This is a genomic window from Methylobacterium sp. Leaf469 (genome assembly GCF_001424745.1).
Lineage (GTDB): Bacteria > Pseudomonadota > Alphaproteobacteria > Rhizobiales > Beijerinckiaceae > Methylobacterium.
Window position 1 is genome coordinate 144,074 of the sequence record NZ_LMRE01000044.1, and the last position, 13,451, is coordinate 157,524.

General features: G+C 66.9%; 12 protein-coding genes. 3 read left to right on the forward strand and 9 right to left on the reverse strand.

What is annotated here, in order from left to right; all coding sequences use genetic code 11:
• Window positions 1-120 precede the first annotated feature (120 nt).
• From ASG60_RS19740 to ASG60_RS19750, 3 genes are all read left to right on the forward strand, one after another.
• Window positions 121-2,412: an FdhF/YdeP family oxidoreductase gene (locus ASG60_RS19740; RefSeq protein WP_056387428.1), complete on the forward strand. Its 2,292-nt coding sequence runs from the start codon at window positions 121-123 to the stop codon at window positions 2,410-2,412.
• A gap of 67 nt (window positions 2,413-2,479) precedes the next feature.
• Window positions 2,480-2,779, forward strand: a complete 300-nt coding sequence (locus ASG60_RS19745) for an RNA polymerase sigma factor region1.1 domain-containing protein (RefSeq protein ID WP_056176006.1) — start codon at window positions 2,480-2,482, stop codon at window positions 2,777-2,779.
• Between the two features lie 127 nt (window positions 2,780-2,906).
• A complete protein-coding gene (locus tag ASG60_RS19750; RefSeq protein ID WP_056387322.1) occupies window positions 2,907-4,307 on the forward strand; it encodes a 3-deoxy-7-phosphoheptulonate synthase class II in 1,401 nt (466 codons plus the stop codon).
• Between the two features lie 232 nt (window positions 4,308-4,539).
• On the opposite strand, the gene ASG60_RS19755 is transcribed toward ASG60_RS19750, so the two are convergent.
• The 9 genes from ASG60_RS19755 to ASG60_RS19795 form a co-directional block, all read right to left on the reverse strand.
• Window positions 4,540-5,235 carry an NUDIX domain-containing protein gene (locus ASG60_RS19755; RefSeq protein WP_244476725.1) on the reverse strand — a complete coding sequence of 232 codons (696 nt, stop codon included), beginning with the start codon at window positions 5,233-5,235 and terminating at the stop codon, window positions 4,540-4,542.
• A gap of 16 nt (window positions 5,236-5,251) precedes the next feature.
• Entirely contained in the window at window positions 5,252-5,731 is a 480-nt protein-coding gene (locus ASG60_RS19760) for a DUF983 domain-containing protein (RefSeq protein WP_056267825.1), read from the reverse strand.
• A gap of 48 nt (window positions 5,732-5,779) precedes the next feature.
• On the reverse strand, window positions 5,780-8,089 hold the full coding sequence (rnr, locus tag ASG60_RS19765; protein WP_056387326.1) for a ribonuclease R: 2,310 nt from the start codon (window positions 8,087-8,089) through the stop codon (window positions 5,780-5,782).
• 158 nt (window positions 8,090-8,247) lie between these two features.
• A complete protein-coding gene (locus ASG60_RS19770) occupies window positions 8,248-8,574 on the reverse strand; it encodes a hypothetical protein (RefSeq protein WP_056176023.1) in 327 nt (108 codons plus the stop codon).
• Between the two features lie 63 nt (window positions 8,575-8,637).
• Complete coding sequence (locus tag ASG60_RS19775; RefSeq protein WP_056304335.1) at window positions 8,638-9,216, reverse strand: NAD(P)H-dependent oxidoreductase; 579 nt, start codon at window positions 9,214-9,216, stop codon at window positions 8,638-8,640.
• A gap of 29 nt (window positions 9,217-9,245) precedes the next feature.
• The gene (locus tag ASG60_RS19780) at window positions 9,246-9,791 is read right to left on the reverse strand and encodes a lipocalin-like domain-containing protein (RefSeq protein ID WP_082531849.1); all 546 of its coding nucleotides are present in this window, start codon (window positions 9,789-9,791) and stop codon (window positions 9,246-9,248) included.
• An 84-nt stretch (window positions 9,792-9,875) separates the two neighbouring features.
• Window positions 9,876-11,039, reverse strand: a complete 1,164-nt coding sequence (locus ASG60_RS19785; RefSeq protein ID WP_056387329.1) for a PepSY-associated TM helix domain-containing protein — start codon at window positions 11,037-11,039, stop codon at window positions 9,876-9,878.
• Window positions 11,040-11,268: 229 nt separating this feature from the next.
• Window positions 11,269-12,681, reverse strand: coding sequence for a type I glutamate--ammonia ligase (gene glnA, locus ASG60_RS19790; RefSeq protein WP_056176032.1), 1,413 nt, complete (start codon window positions 12,679-12,681; stop codon window positions 11,269-11,271).
• Window positions 12,682-12,936: 255 nt separating this feature from the next.
• Window positions 12,937-13,275, reverse strand: coding sequence for a P-II family nitrogen regulator (locus ASG60_RS19795; protein ID WP_003600526.1), 339 nt, complete (start codon window positions 13,273-13,275; stop codon window positions 12,937-12,939).
• Between the last annotated feature and the right edge of the window lie 176 nt (window positions 13,276-13,451).

Here is a 13,451-nt window from a genome sequence, read left to right on the forward strand (position 1 = left end):
CGGCGCGCACCTGGCGTCGCAGCTGGGAACAGGTCGGGTCCGGGGCCGGTTCCCGATAGCGCTTTCGAGGGGCGCCTCCCCAGGGCGACCGCGCGAACCGGATATCCCATGACCGACAAGATGGCCGACCCGAAGATCGAACCCTATACCGGTCCGGCGGGCGGCTGGGGCTCTGCGTCGTCGCTGGCGGAGATCCTGCTGCGCGAGGAGATTCCAGTATCCGGCGCGGCTTTGCTCCTGAAGCAGAACAAGCCCGACGGGTTCATGTGCACGTCCTGTGCTTGGTCGAAGCCGAAGAAGCCAGCCGCCTTCGAGTATTGCGAGAACGGCGCCAAAGCGACCGCCTGGGAGCAGACCACGAAGCGCGTCGGCCCGGATTTCTTCGCCGCGCACACGGTCACGGAACTCCTGGGATGGACCGACTACGCGCTGGAGGAGAAGGGCCGTCTCACCCATCCCTTGCGCTACGATCCCGTGAGCGACCGCTACGTTCCGGTCGAATGGGCCGAGGCCTTCGCCGAGATCGGGCGGGAGTTGCGCGCCTTGGATCCGAAATCCGTGGTCTGCTACGCCTCCGGCCGGGCATCCCTGGAAACCTCGTACATGTACGCGCTGTTCGCGCGGATGTACGGCAACAACAACCTGCCCGACTCGTCCAACATGTGCCACGAGCCGACTTCGGTGGGCCTCAAGGCCTCCATCGGTTCGGCCGTCGGCACCACGGTGCTGGAGGATTTCGAGAGCACCGACCTGATCCTGTTTTTCGGTCAGAACGTCGGCTCAAACGCGCCCCGGATGCTTCACCCCCTGCAGGATGCGCGCAAGCGCCGGGTGCCGATCGTCACCTTCAACCCGTTGCGCGAGCGCGGACTGGAGCGGTTCACCAACCCGCAATCACCCGTCGAGATGGTGACCCGCAGCGAGACGCAGATCTCGACGCAGTACCATCAGGTCAAGGCTGGCGGTGACATCGCCGCCATCACCGGCATGTGCAAGGCCCTGTTCGCCGCCGACGACGAAGCCCGGGTCGTGGGTCGCCCGCGAATCCTCGACGTGGCGTTCATCGAGGAGCACACCCATGGGTACGATGCGTTCAAGGCCTATTGCGAGCGCAAGGATTGGGCGACCCTGGAAGCGCATTCCGGGCTGACGCGAGACGCCATCGAGGCAGCGGCCGCGGCCTACGGCCGGGCGCGCGCCGTCCTTGGCGTCTACGGCATGGGCCTCACCCAGCACCGCAAGGGCACCGAGGCGGTGCAGATGCTCGTCAACCTCATGCTCCTTCGTGGCAATGTCGGACGCCCCGGCGCTGGCCTCTGCCCGGTACGCGGTCATTCCAACGTCCAGGGACAGCGCACGGTGGGCATCACCGAGAAGCCCGAACTCGCCCCCCTCGACGCGCTCGCCACCCAATACGGTTTCGAGCCGCCGCGCGAGAAGGGTCTCAACACCGTCGAGGCCTGCGAAGGCATCGTCGACGGGTCGGTGAAGGCGTTTCTGAGCCTCGGTGGCAATTTCGTCCGCGCCATCCCGGATACGGTCAGGATGGAGGAGGCGTGGCGGCGCATGCGCCTGACCGTGCAGATCTCGACGAAGCTCAACCGCTCCCACCTCGTCAACGGCAAGGTCGCCTACATCCTACCCTGCCTCGGCCGCATCGAGATCGATGCGCAGGCCTCCGGCCCGCAGGCCGTGTCCATGGAGGATTCGACCTCGTGTTTCCATGGTTCGCGCGGCGTGACGAAGCCCGTCAGCGCGCATGTCCGTTCCGAGCCGTGGATCGTCGCCGAACTCGCCAAGGCGACCCTGGTCCCTAATCCCAAGGTGACCTGGGATGCCTGGGTCGGCGACTACGCCAAGATCCGCGATGCCATCGAGACGACCTACCCGACGGTGTTCCACGACCTGAACGGACGGATGTTCGATCCGGGCGGCTTGCACAAGCCGATCCCGGCCCGCGAGCGCAACTGGGAAACGGAGACGGGCAAGGCCAACTTCATTGTGCCGGAGGGCCTCGACGAGAACCCGGACATGCCTTCCCGCGGCCCCGACATCCTCGATCTGATGACGCTTCGCTCCAACGACCAATTCAACACCACGATCTACGGCTACGACGACCGCTTCCGCGGCGTGAAGGGCACGCGCGCGATCCTGTTCATGAATGCCGGAGACATGGCCCGGATCGGTGTGAAGGATGGCGAGACCGTCGATCTGTCGACGCCGTCCGATGACGGCTTCGAGCGATCGGTGAAGGGTCTGCGGGTGATCCAGTACGATATTCCGCCGGGCAATTGTGGTGGTTATTACCCGGAGCTGAACCCGCTGATTCCGCTCTGGCACCACGACGAACAGGCGAAGACCCCGGCGGCCAAGGCGATCCCCGTGCGGGTCGCGCGCGCTGCCGCGTCTTGAGGCGCGCACGCATCCGGCCTAACCCTTACCCCTCGACGCACCGCCCGGCCGACCCATAACAACCCCCATGGAACAGCACGACGACGCGCACGATCGCCGTCAGGTGATCATTGACCGGATGCTAGCGGAGGCGTTGCATCCGGTCGACGACTATCGCCTGCCGAGCCACGATGCCCTGCCGCCGGACATGCGCAAGGCGGTGGACACGCTTCTGGCCAAAGCGGAGGCGCAGCGTATGCGCCGCCTGACCTACGAGGATCTCGAGGAGGCTTTGCCACCGCGCGACGTGACGTCGGAGGATCTCGAGGCGATCTTCTGGATCCTCTCGGAGCACGGAATCGCAATCGAGGACGGCGACGTCGCCTGATCCTCAAGCAGGGCAGACTGGTTCCCGGGCTAACTCGCCTCCTGCGAAAAACCTCTCTATAAGCCGCGCTTTCCACGCAGCATCGTGTTGCGCGTGAAAGCCGGCCAAGGGGTGGCGGGAGACGATCATGGGTGAGCGTTGGACATCGAAGACTGGTTGGACGCCGAAATCTTGGCGCAACCTGCCGATCCAGCAGGTACCGGCCTATCCGGACGCGGCGGCTCTCGAGACGGTCGAGACCCAACTCGCGAGCTTCCCGCCCCTCGTTTTTGCCGGTGAGGCGCGCAAGCTGAAGTCGGCCCTGGCGCGCGTCTCCACGGGCGAGGCCTTCCTTCTCCAGGGTGGCGATTGCGCCGAGAGCTTCGACGAGCATTCAGCTGACAACATCCGCGACTTCTTCCGCGTGTTCTTGCAGATGGCCCTCGTCCTGACCTTCGCGGGCGGATCGCCCGTGGTGAAGGTCGGGCGCATCGCCGGGCAGTTCGCCAAGCCGCGCTCGTCGCCGACCGAGACCCTGGGCGGTGTCAGCCTGCCGAGCTACCGCGGCGACATCGTCAACGGCCTCACCTTCACCGAGGAGGCGCGCATTCCCGATCCGCGCCGGCAGTTGGAGGCGTACCGCCAGTCGGCGGCGACGCTCAACCTGCTGCGCGCCTTCGCCACCGGCGGCTACGCCAACTTGGAGAACTCGCACCGCTGGATGCTGGGCTTCGTGAAGGATTCGCCGCAATCCGCGCGCTACGCCGATTGCGCCGAGCGGATGACCGAGACCCTCGACTTCATGCGAGCCATCGGAATCAATCCCGAGACGCACCAAGAGGTTCGCACCACGGACTTTTACACCAGTCACGAGGCCCTGCTGCTTGGCTACGAGGAGGCGCTGACCCGCGTCGATTCCACAAGCGGCGACTGGTACGCCACGTCGGGCCACATGCTGTGGATCGGCGACCGGACCCGTCAGGCCGACCACGCGCACATCGAGTACGCCCGCGGCATCAAGAACCCCATCGGCCTGAAGTGCGGTCCGTCGATGACGGCCGAGGGTCTGATCGGACTCATCGACCAATTGAACCCGGGCAACGAGGCCGGTCGCCTGACCCTGATCTGCCGCTTCGGCGCGGACAAGGTCGGCGATCACCTGTCGGGGCTGATCCGGGCGGTGGAGCGCGAGGGCCGAAAGGTCGTGTGGGTGTGCGATCCCATGCACGGAAACACCATCTCGGCCGGCGGGTACAAGACCCGTCCGTTCGAGCGGGTGATGCAGGAGATCGAGAGCTTCTTCGGCATCCATCGCGCTGAGGGGACCATCGCGGGCGGTATTCACCTGGAGATGACCGGCAAGGATGTCACGGAGTGCACGGGCGGCGCCCGGGCGCTGACGGCCGACGACCTGCAAGACCGCTACCACACCTATTGCGACCCGCGGCTCAACGCGGAGCAGGCCCTGGAAGTAGCGTTCCTCACCGCCGAGTTGGTGAAGCGTGAGCGCGCCGAGATCGAGCGGCCACGGCTCGACGCGGCCGAATGAGAAAAGGCCCCGCCGGTGAAGCGGGGCCTTCTTATTTTTTCCCGGTGCGAAATCTTCAGTGCAACCAGCCGGTGAAGAAGTAGATGATCAGAATGATCGGCAACGGAATGCCGATCAACCAAAGCAAACCACCTTTTAGCATGATGCGACTCCCGAGAAGATATCCACTTTTCAACGGGCTGGATCGGGACTCAGTTCCGGAATCGGCGTCGAGGGGTGGGGAAGGGTGGCGTTAAAGCACCTCTCGCTGTCCCTTGCCCCGACGCTCGTAATAAAAGGGTATCGGCAGGTACGGGGCGAGATTGCCTGCGACCTGCGCTTCGACATCGGCGAGCACGAGGCTCGTGATACGCGGCAGATCGAGGGCACGGGCTTCCGCGAACGTGACCCAGACGATTTCCACCAGTTCTGAATCCGCCGTCACGACGCCGGGCGCCTCGCCCGCCACAGCCCTGCGGTCGACGGCGAAGAAGCGGGTGTCGAACCGGCGGGGCCGGTTCGGTGGGGTGATGGCGCGGGCCACGAGGTGCAGGGCTTCGAGGTCGGGCATGATCCCGGCCTCCCGGAACAACTGCCAAACCCCTTCGGGTGCCGATTCCGGTGGCCCGTACTCGCGAGTGCCGAGCATCAGGCCGGTTTCTTCGTAGGTCTCCCGGATGGCCGCGAGTGCCAAGGCGCGGCCGAGGCCATGCGAAGCACGCGGCACCTGTGCAGCCAGAGCGTCGCTGGCACGGGCCGAGAGCGCCCCGGCGACGGGCATGTGCCGGTCACCCGGCTCGATGCGCCCCCCGGGGAACACGAACTTTCCGGGCATGAACGCCAACGACGCGTGGCGCCGGCCCATCAGGACCTTCGGCGTCTTCTTCGAGCGATCGAGGATGATGAGGGTGGCAGCGTTGCGGGGCCGCAGGGCGGCTTTCTTCGCAATCCCCGACCTCGGGGCGTCAGGTTCGTCCGAGGCCGTGCTCGCGAGTGTCGCTGGGTCCACGCTGAAGCTCCTTCGGCGCCGAAACGGCCACGCTCGACCCCACGGGTAGCGTGGCGAACCCCCCCATGCCAAGGGCGTATTGCAGGCCGACGACGGCTCCCTTCACCGGCTGGAGCAACGCCAGGGCCGAAGCCAAGGTGATGAACGGCCAGAAGGTTAGCTGAAACCACAGCGGCACGTCGTAATTCGTCTCGAGTTCGAGGATGAAGTACCCGACGATGTGGCCGATGATGAAGATGACGACGTAGGGCGGCAGGTCGTCGGCCCGATGGCTGTGCAGAGCAAGGCCGCACGTGCCGCATTCCGGCTGAACCTTGAGGAAGCGCCCGAAGATCCGGCCCTCGCCACAATGGGGGCAGCGGCCGACAAAGCCGCGCCCCATCGATCTCACGAGGCCCTTGCGTTCGCCAGGGAGGGTCTCGACGCGCGCGGTCATGCGGATTCCATCCTGTGCCTCGGGTCCCCCCAATTTACCCCACCCGCCCTAGCGGCGCGACCCGCGGTGACGCGACCCGGTGTTGCGGATGCCGGGGGGACGCCCCGGTGCCCCGGACTTGCGGGCGGTCCGAGGCTTGCCCCCGGGCGATGACCGCTCCGGCCTGGCCTGGCCTTCCGAGAGCAGCTCGAACCGCAGAGCACCCGCCACGGCGGCCGCCTCCACAAGGCGCACCTCGACGCGGTCGCCGAGACGATGGGTCTCACCCGAGCGCTCACCCACGAGGGCGTGCCGGGCCTCGTCGTGCCGATAGAAGTCGGCGCCGATGGTCGAGATCGGCACGAAGCCGTCGGCCCCGGTCTCGTCCAGCTTGATGAACAGCCCCGAGCGCGTGACACCCGAGATCTGTCCGGTGAAGGTCGCGCCGACGCGGTCGGCGAGGTGGTGGGCGATGAGCCGGTCGATGGTCTCGCGCTCGGCCGCCATGGCACGGCGCTCGGCGGCCGAAATCTGCTCGCCGATCCCATCGAGCATCCCCACGGTGACCTCGGAAGACAACCCGTCGCGCCCGAGGCGGCAGGCCGCGATCAGGGCGCGGTGGACGATGAGGTCGGCGTAGCGCCGGATCGGCGAGGTGAAGTGAGCGTAGCGGCGCAGGTTGAGGCCGAAATGCCCGAGGTTCTGCGCAGCGTAGACCGCCTGGGCCTGGGACCGAAGCACCACCTCGTTGATGAAGATCGCATGTTCGGTCTCGGCCACTGAGCTGAGGATGCGATTGAACAGGGCGGGACGGAGTTTAGCTTCCTGGGGGATCTTGATGCCGATGGAGGCGAGCACTTCGCCGAGCGCGCGCATCTTCTCCAGGGCCGGCTCGTCGTGGACCCGGTAGATCAGGGGCTGCTTGGCCTGCTCCAGGGTCTCGGCGGCGGCGACGTTCGCCTGGATCATGAACTCCTCGATGAGCCGGTGTGCGTCGAGGCGCGCCGGCACCACGACGCGGTCCACGGCGCCATCGGCCGTGAGCAGCACCTTGCGCTCGGGCAGGTCGAGGGCCAGCGGCCCGCGCGCGTCGCGGGCCGCCTTCAGGGCTTCGTAGGCCGCATAGAGCGGACGCAGCACAGGCTCGACCAGCGGCGCGGTGGTCTCGTCCGTGAACCCGTCGATGGCCGCCTGCGCCTGGGCGTAGGAGAGCTTCGCCCGCGAGCGCATCATCACACGATGGAAGCTGTGGCGGCGCTTCGTGCCATCGGCCGTGACGACCATGCGGACGGCGAGCGCCGGGCGGTCCTCGTTCTGCCGCAGGGAACACAGATCGTTGGAAATGCGCTCGGGCAGCATCGGCACCACCCGGTCGGGGAAGTAGACCGAGTTGCCCCGCATCAGGGCCTCGCGATCGAGGGCCGAACCGGGGCGCACATAGGTCGCCACATCCGCGATGGCGACGGTGATCACGAAACCGCCTGTGTTGGCCGGATCGGGATCCGGGATCGCCATCACGGCGTCGTCGTGGTCCTTGGCGTCCGGCGGGTCGATGGTCAGCAACGGCTCGGCGCGCCAATCCTCGCGTCCGTCGAGCCCTACGGCTTCTACCGCATCGGCTTCGGCGAGGGTCGCTGCGGCGAAGACGTGGGGAATGTGGTGTAGGTGGAGCGCGATGAGGCTCACGGCCTTCTCGGAGCCGAGCGAGCCGAGGCGCTCCTTCACCCGGCCCTGGGGCAGGCCGAACTGGGTCTCGCGCTGCAGGCTGACGCTGACGAGGTCGCCGTCTCGGGCCTCGCCTTCTTCGCCCGCCGGGATCGCGATCTCGCGGCCCTGCGCCCGCTTCTCCACCGGGATGATGCGGCCGCCATCCTTGCCAGCGCGGTAGACCCCGATGATCTCGGCCTTGTTCTTCCCAACGACCTTGATGACCCGGCCGGAATAGCGCCCGGTCTCGCCCTCGGTGGGCTCGACGCGCAGGAGCACCCGGTCGTTGACGCCCGGTGCTGCGAGCCCTGGCTTCCGGCCGGGGCGTGGCGCGATCACGGTGATTTTCGGAGGTGGGCCCTTGGCTTGATCCCACTCGACCGGAATCGCCAGGAAATCGCCGTCGCGATCGCGGGACTTGATGTCGGCGAGCACCACCGCCGGCAGGCGTCCGGCCTCCGTCAGGCCGCCCTTACCACGCTCGATGGCCCCGTCCTCCTCGATTTCCTTGAGGATGCGCTTGAGGCCGATGCGGTCGGCGCCCTTGATGTTGAAAGCCGCCGCGATCTCGCGTTTGCCGACCTTTTCCGTCGCCGAGGCGATGAAGCCGAGAATCTCTTCGCGGGAGGGGAGGGCGGGACGTGCTGGATTCGGATTGATGCGTTTGGCCAAAGGCTCGGGCTCGCGGCGCGGGCGAAGGGCCCGACACTATAAGGTCTCGGCCGATCCCGGCGCGGGATCACGGCCTGTGCCCGTAACATGGGCCCGACTCCGCATTCGGGCAACGGCACGGTCGCGCCCCTCAACACGGTTTCGTCGGCCGCAGGGAATCAGCCCGTGGCGGCCGATCCGCGGATGCGCTCCACCGCCGCGTCGATGTCGAGATCGGGGGCGGCGATTTCCCTGAGGGTGAACGGGCATAGGGCCGGCAATCCGAACTCGACTTGACCCTCCGCCTCCCGAAACTCCGGCGCCTCCGCATCACCCACGGCCAGGGTCCACATTCCGTCGATCTTGAGGTTTGCGACGGCGGACGGGTCGGCGAGGATACGGGCGTGGCTCTGGCGCGCCTCTTCGCGCCACAGGAGACTGGCGCGGTCGTCCCCCATCAGGGCCGCCTTCACGAGGCTGGAAAGGAGCGGTCTGACATCGTTCATGGGGCTCGTCCGTTGGCGAAAGCGGGTGCCGGAGGAGGGCAAGCCCTGCGCCAGACCGCGATCTCAATACGGCGTACCGCCCGCTCGCTTGGCCTGCAGCGCTTCGGCGTACCAGACCAATTCGTCGAGGAAGCGCGAAGCCGCCCGGGTCAGCCACGCCTCCTGCGGATTGCCCTCCGCGTCGAGGGCCTTGCCGATGCGCGGGATCGGCAGGAGCGACGGGATGCTCGACGCACCGAGTTCACCCATCATCGCCCGCAACTGCATCGCCGCCCGCACGCCGCCGTACTGCCCGGCCGAGTAGCAGCAGATCGCCGAAGGCCGCCAGGAATACTCCTCGAGGAAATGGTCGAGGGTGTTCGACAAAGCCGGTGGGATCGAGTGATTGTACTCGGCCGAGACCACCACGAAGGCATCCGAGCGGCGATAGAGCGTCGCCAGTTCCTCCAGAGCCGGCGGCGCCGAACCTTTGGGGTATTCTTTGTACATCTTGTCGAGGAGCGGCAGTTGCAACTCGGCCGGATCGACCAGGGGCGCCTCGACGCCGCGCGCCTCCAGTTGCGTCACCAGGAACCGCGCGGCGCGCAGGCCCTGGCGTTCGGTGCGGACGGAGCCGAGGATCACGGGTATCACGAGGGTCATGGCGTGCTCCGGTGTTGGGTTGGTCCAGGTCAGCCGTCGGTGGCGCGCTCGAAGGTGACGATGCTGCGGGTCTCGCCCTGCTTGGCCCAGTTCGGCATGATCCGCCACGGGGTGAGCACTGTGAGCCGCTTGCCGTCGAGCTTGAACGTGCGGGTCTGATCGGTGCCGATCCAGTCGGGATTCCAGGCTGTGTCGATGCGGGTCGTCCACTGGTCGCCGGTGGTGGTGAACTTGCCCGTGTAAGCCACGATGGTGTCGAGGAGGCGCGCCTTGCCCTCGGGGTCCTTGGCCGGCTTGCGATCCTCGCCCGTGAGGTTGAAGAACACCCGGCCCTCGGGCGTGAAATAGGCGTAGCCCGTGGGGTGCGCCCCCATCACCGGGTCCTTCTCGCCGCTGGAGCGCACCTCGACCTCGTAGGAGACGAGCTTCCACAGGCCGGTGATGCGGGCGTCGCCCTCCGCCCGGACGCCGGTCGCCGCGAGGCTCGTGAGAGCAAGGCTCGCGACGGCGCCAAGGAGCAGCGTACGGCCGCACCTGTAGGCGGTGACGGTCGGGGCGGAGAAGACGACGGGCATGGCGGACGGTCTCCCAGGCGGTGGGCATCTGCGGCCCGTTCCGCTCAATCTACGCGCGGGGGAGCGCGCCGCCAGCCCCTTCTGTCAAACCTTCAGAGGTCGAGCGGTTTCGAGACCGGGACTTGCGGATGTCGCGCGCCGGCGAGCGCTGCGTCGGCGCAGCGCGTAGAGGACGAGGCCACTCACCGCCAGGACCGGCATCAGCAGCGAGGCCGCGAAGAACACGAACGCGACGATCCCGCCGAAGAAGCGTCCGCGATGGACCTCCAGCATGTTGTCGGCCATGCGCTGGCCGAGGGGCTTGTCGGCGTCGCGGCTCACCGAGGCTTGCGCGCCGGTGGCCGCATCGAACGTGATGTCGTTGCGCGCTCTCGAATCGGGGGCGTCGCGGGTGAGGTAGCGGATGCGGATCGCGGTGGCGTCGGCGGCCGGAAGGGTGACGATGGCGAGGGTGGCACCGGCGCCTTCCCCGGCCTGGAACGCCGCCCAGGCCCGGTCGAGGGCAAGCGGTTCCGCCGGTCCGCTGCGGCCGGGCATGCGGCCAGGCCGCGTGCGCGGAGCCTCGCCGGTCAGCGCCCAGGTGGCGACCGTCCGGTACCCGTCGTAGGACCACCACAGGCCCGAGAGTGCGATCAGGGCATAGACCGGCAGGAGCCAGGTTCCCGCGATGGTGTGGAGCGACCACCAGCGCGCGCGGCCCGGACGTGCGAGGCGGGGCCTCAGCCAGACCCGCCAGGAATGGATCTGCGGCCAGCGCAGGTAGAGGCCCGTTGCGAGAAACACCAGCAAGGCGATGGTGCTGGCGCCCGCGACGCTGCGGCCCCAGCCTTTGCCGTCGCCCGGCACGAGGAGCCAGCGATGCAGGTCGCGGATCGTCGCGAAGGCGGATTCGAGGCGCGGCGGGCCGAGGTCGCGTCCGTCGTAGGGATCGAGGTAGGCCGAGGGCGGCCGCGCGCCGGTCTTGGCGTCCGTGCTGAATCGGGCCCGCGGTGTGCGTTCCGGGTCGCCCGAAAGGGTGAGGGTACTCACCCTCGCGCCCGGTCGCTGCGCCTGCAGCCGTGCAACCATGGCCTCCGGACCGAGGCGGACTGCATCCTGAACCGGCATGGAGGCCCGGTCGCGGTCGGCCCATTCGCCGATCGCCTCCTCGTAGCTCATCAACGCCCCCGTGACACCGAGGACGACGAGGACGAGGCCGGCGGTGAGGCCGAGAGCCCAGTGAAGGCGAAAGAGGATCGTGCGGACCATGGGCACCCGCCCTATCAGATCGGACACGTCGAGACGATGAGCGGTGACGGAGAGCCCGCACTCGACCACGGATCGTCTGCGCAACCGGGCGGACATGTCCGATTGGACCGGACGCGGCCCGTTCGGTTCCGGTCGCCGCGGCGTCTCCGACGCGAAACGCCGGAGCCCCCTTCAGGGCTCCGGCGTCACGGTCGTCCGAAGGCCGGGCATCATGCCCGGCCGGCTCGTTTCAGAGCGAATAGTACATGGTGAACTCGACGGGATGGGGGGTCATCTCGTAGCGCATCACTTCCGTCATCTTGAGCTCGATGAACGAGTCGATCTGATCGTCCGTGAAGACGTTGCCCATCTTGAGGAAGGCGCGGTCGCGGTCGAGGTTCTGAAGGGCTTCACGCAGGCTGCCGCAGACGGTGGGGATCTTCTTCAGCTCGCGCGGCGGCAGGTCGTAGAGATCCTTGTCCATGGCCGGGCCCGGATCGATCTTGTTGAGGATGCCGTCGAGGCCGGCCATGAGCAGGGCCGAGAAGGCGAGGTAGGGGTTGGCCATCGGGTCTGGGAAACGGACCTCGACGCGTTTGGCCTTCGGGTTCGTCGTCCACGGGATGCGGCAGGAGGCCGAGCGGTTGCGGGCCGAGTAGGCCAGCAGCACGGGAGCCTCGTAGCCCGGCACCAGGCGCTTGTAGGAGTTGGTCGACGGGTTGGTGAAGGCGTTGAGGGCCTTGGCGTGCTTGATCGTGCCCCCGATGAACCACAGGCATTCCTGGCTGAGGTCGGCGTACTTGTCGCCGGCGAAGAGCGGCTTGCCGTCCTTCCAGATCGACTGGTGCACGTGCATGCCCGAGCCGTTGTCGCCGTAGACGGGCTTCGGCATGAAGGTCGCCGTCTTGCCGTAGCTTTGGGCGACGTTGTGGATGCAGTACTTGTAGATCTGCATGTGGTCGGCGAGCAGGGTGAGCGTGTCGAACTTCATGCCGAGCTCGTGCTGGGCGCTCGCCACCTCGTGGTGGTGCTTTTCCACCTTCACGCCCATGGACTGCATGGCGGCCAGCATCTCGCCGCGCATGTCCTGCGCCGAATCCTGCGGCGGCACCGGGAAGTAGCCGCCCTTCATCGGAATGCGGTGGCCGAGGTTGCCGCCTTCGTAGTCGGTGAAGCCGTTGATTGGCAGCTCGGTGGAATCGAGCTTGAAGCCGGTCTGGTACGGCTCGGAGGCGAACTTCACGTCATCGAACACGAAGAATTCGGCCTCGGGGCCGACATAGATGGTGTCGCCGATGCCCGTGGACTTCAGGTAGGCCTCGGCGAGCTTCGCCGTGCTGCGCGGGTCACGGCTGTAGGGCGCACCGGTCGAGGGCTCGAGCACGTCACAGACGATGGACATGGTGGAGGCCGAGAAGAACGGGTCCATGCAGGCGGTGGCCGGATCGGGCATGAGCAGCATGTCCGACTCGTTGATGGCCTTCCAGCCGGCGATGGACGAGCCGTCGAACATGGTCCCGTCGGTGAAAATCTCGTCGTCCACGAGGGAGACGTCGAACGTCACGTGCTGCCACTTGCCGCGCGGGTCAGTGAACCGGAAGTCCACGTACTTGACGTCGTTGTCCTTGATCTCTTTCAGGACTTCGGCTGCAGTCTTGGCCATCCTCGGGGGTCTCCTTCGTGTCGCGGCATTCAGCCGTGGTTTTGCCGCCGGCCGCCAAAGGGCGGCCCGCGGTTGGCTCGGGTTTATAGGGTTTTCGCGCGGGGTGGACCCAGGCGGCGAGAAGAAAACGCCATCGCCGTGCAACTGGTCGACGATTCCGTCATCATGCCCGGGTCCGCGCAATCGACGCGCCGGGACTGGAAGGCGATGACACCTTCTTGTCGTACGGTTTCGCTGGACGTCAGGGGACGGACTTCAGATCGCGTCGGTGCCGGTCTCGCCGGTGCGGATGCGGATCGCTTCCTCGATGGTCGAGACGAAGATCTTGCCATCGCCGATGCGGCCGGTCTGGGCCGACTTGCGGATCGCCTCGACGGCGCCTTCCACCAGGGCATCCGACAGAACGATCTCGAGTTTCACCTTCGGCAGGAAATCGACCACGTACTCGGCACCGCGATAGAGCTCGGTATGGCCCTTCTGGCGGCCGAAACCCTTCGCCTCGATTACGGTGATGCCCTGCAGGCCGACCTCCTGAAGGGCTTCCTTCACCTCGTCGAGTTTGAAAGGCTTGATGATCGCTTCGATCTTCTTCATGCCGGGCGGGCCTGACCTCGATGCTGCTCTGAACCACTTTGGTATCATCGCCGCCGGATCGCCGCCACGCCGTTTTGACGATGGCACGCGGAAATCTGCACAACGAATGTGCATGCCCTGCATATCGTTCGGGCCTTCGTCCCTCTTTGGTACGATCGAGGGCACGGCTGGGCGGG

Excerpts from the sequence above, each read along its gene's own strand:
- ASG60_RS19740 (WP_056387428.1), top strand. The coding sequence starts at position 121 with ATGGCCGACCCGAAGATCGAACCCTATACCGGTCCGGCGGGCGGCTGG.
- ASG60_RS19745 (WP_056176006.1), top strand. The coding sequence starts at position 2,480 with ATGGAACAGCACGACGACGCGCACGATCGCCGTCAGGTGATCATTGAC.
- ASG60_RS19750 (WP_056387322.1), top strand. The coding sequence starts at position 2,907 with ATGGGTGAGCGTTGGACATCGAAGACTGGTTGGACGCCGAAATCTTGG.
- ASG60_RS19760 (WP_056267825.1), bottom strand. The coding sequence starts at position 5,731 with ATGACCGCGCGCGTCGAGACCCTCCCTGGCGAACGCAAGGGCCTCGTG.
- ASG60_RS19770 (WP_056176023.1), bottom strand. The coding sequence starts at position 8,574 with ATGAACGATGTCAGACCGCTCCTTTCCAGCCTCGTGAAGGCGGCCCTG.
- ASG60_RS19775 (WP_056304335.1), bottom strand. The coding sequence starts at position 9,216 with ATGACCCTCGTGATACCCGTGATCCTCGGCTCCGTCCGCACCGAACGC.
- ASG60_RS19780 (WP_082531849.1), bottom strand. The coding sequence starts at position 9,791 with ATGCCCGTCGTCTTCTCCGCCCCGACCGTCACCGCCTACAGGTGCGGC.
- ASG60_RS19785 (WP_056387329.1), bottom strand. The coding sequence starts at position 11,039 with ATGGTCCGCACGATCCTCTTTCGCCTTCACTGGGCTCTCGGCCTCACC.
- glnA (WP_056176032.1), bottom strand. The coding sequence starts at position 12,681 with ATGGCCAAGACTGCAGCCGAAGTCCTGAAAGAGATCAAGGACAACGAC.
- ASG60_RS19795 (WP_003600526.1), bottom strand. The coding sequence starts at position 13,275 with ATGAAGAAGATCGAAGCGATCATCAAGCCTTTCAAACTCGACGAGGTG.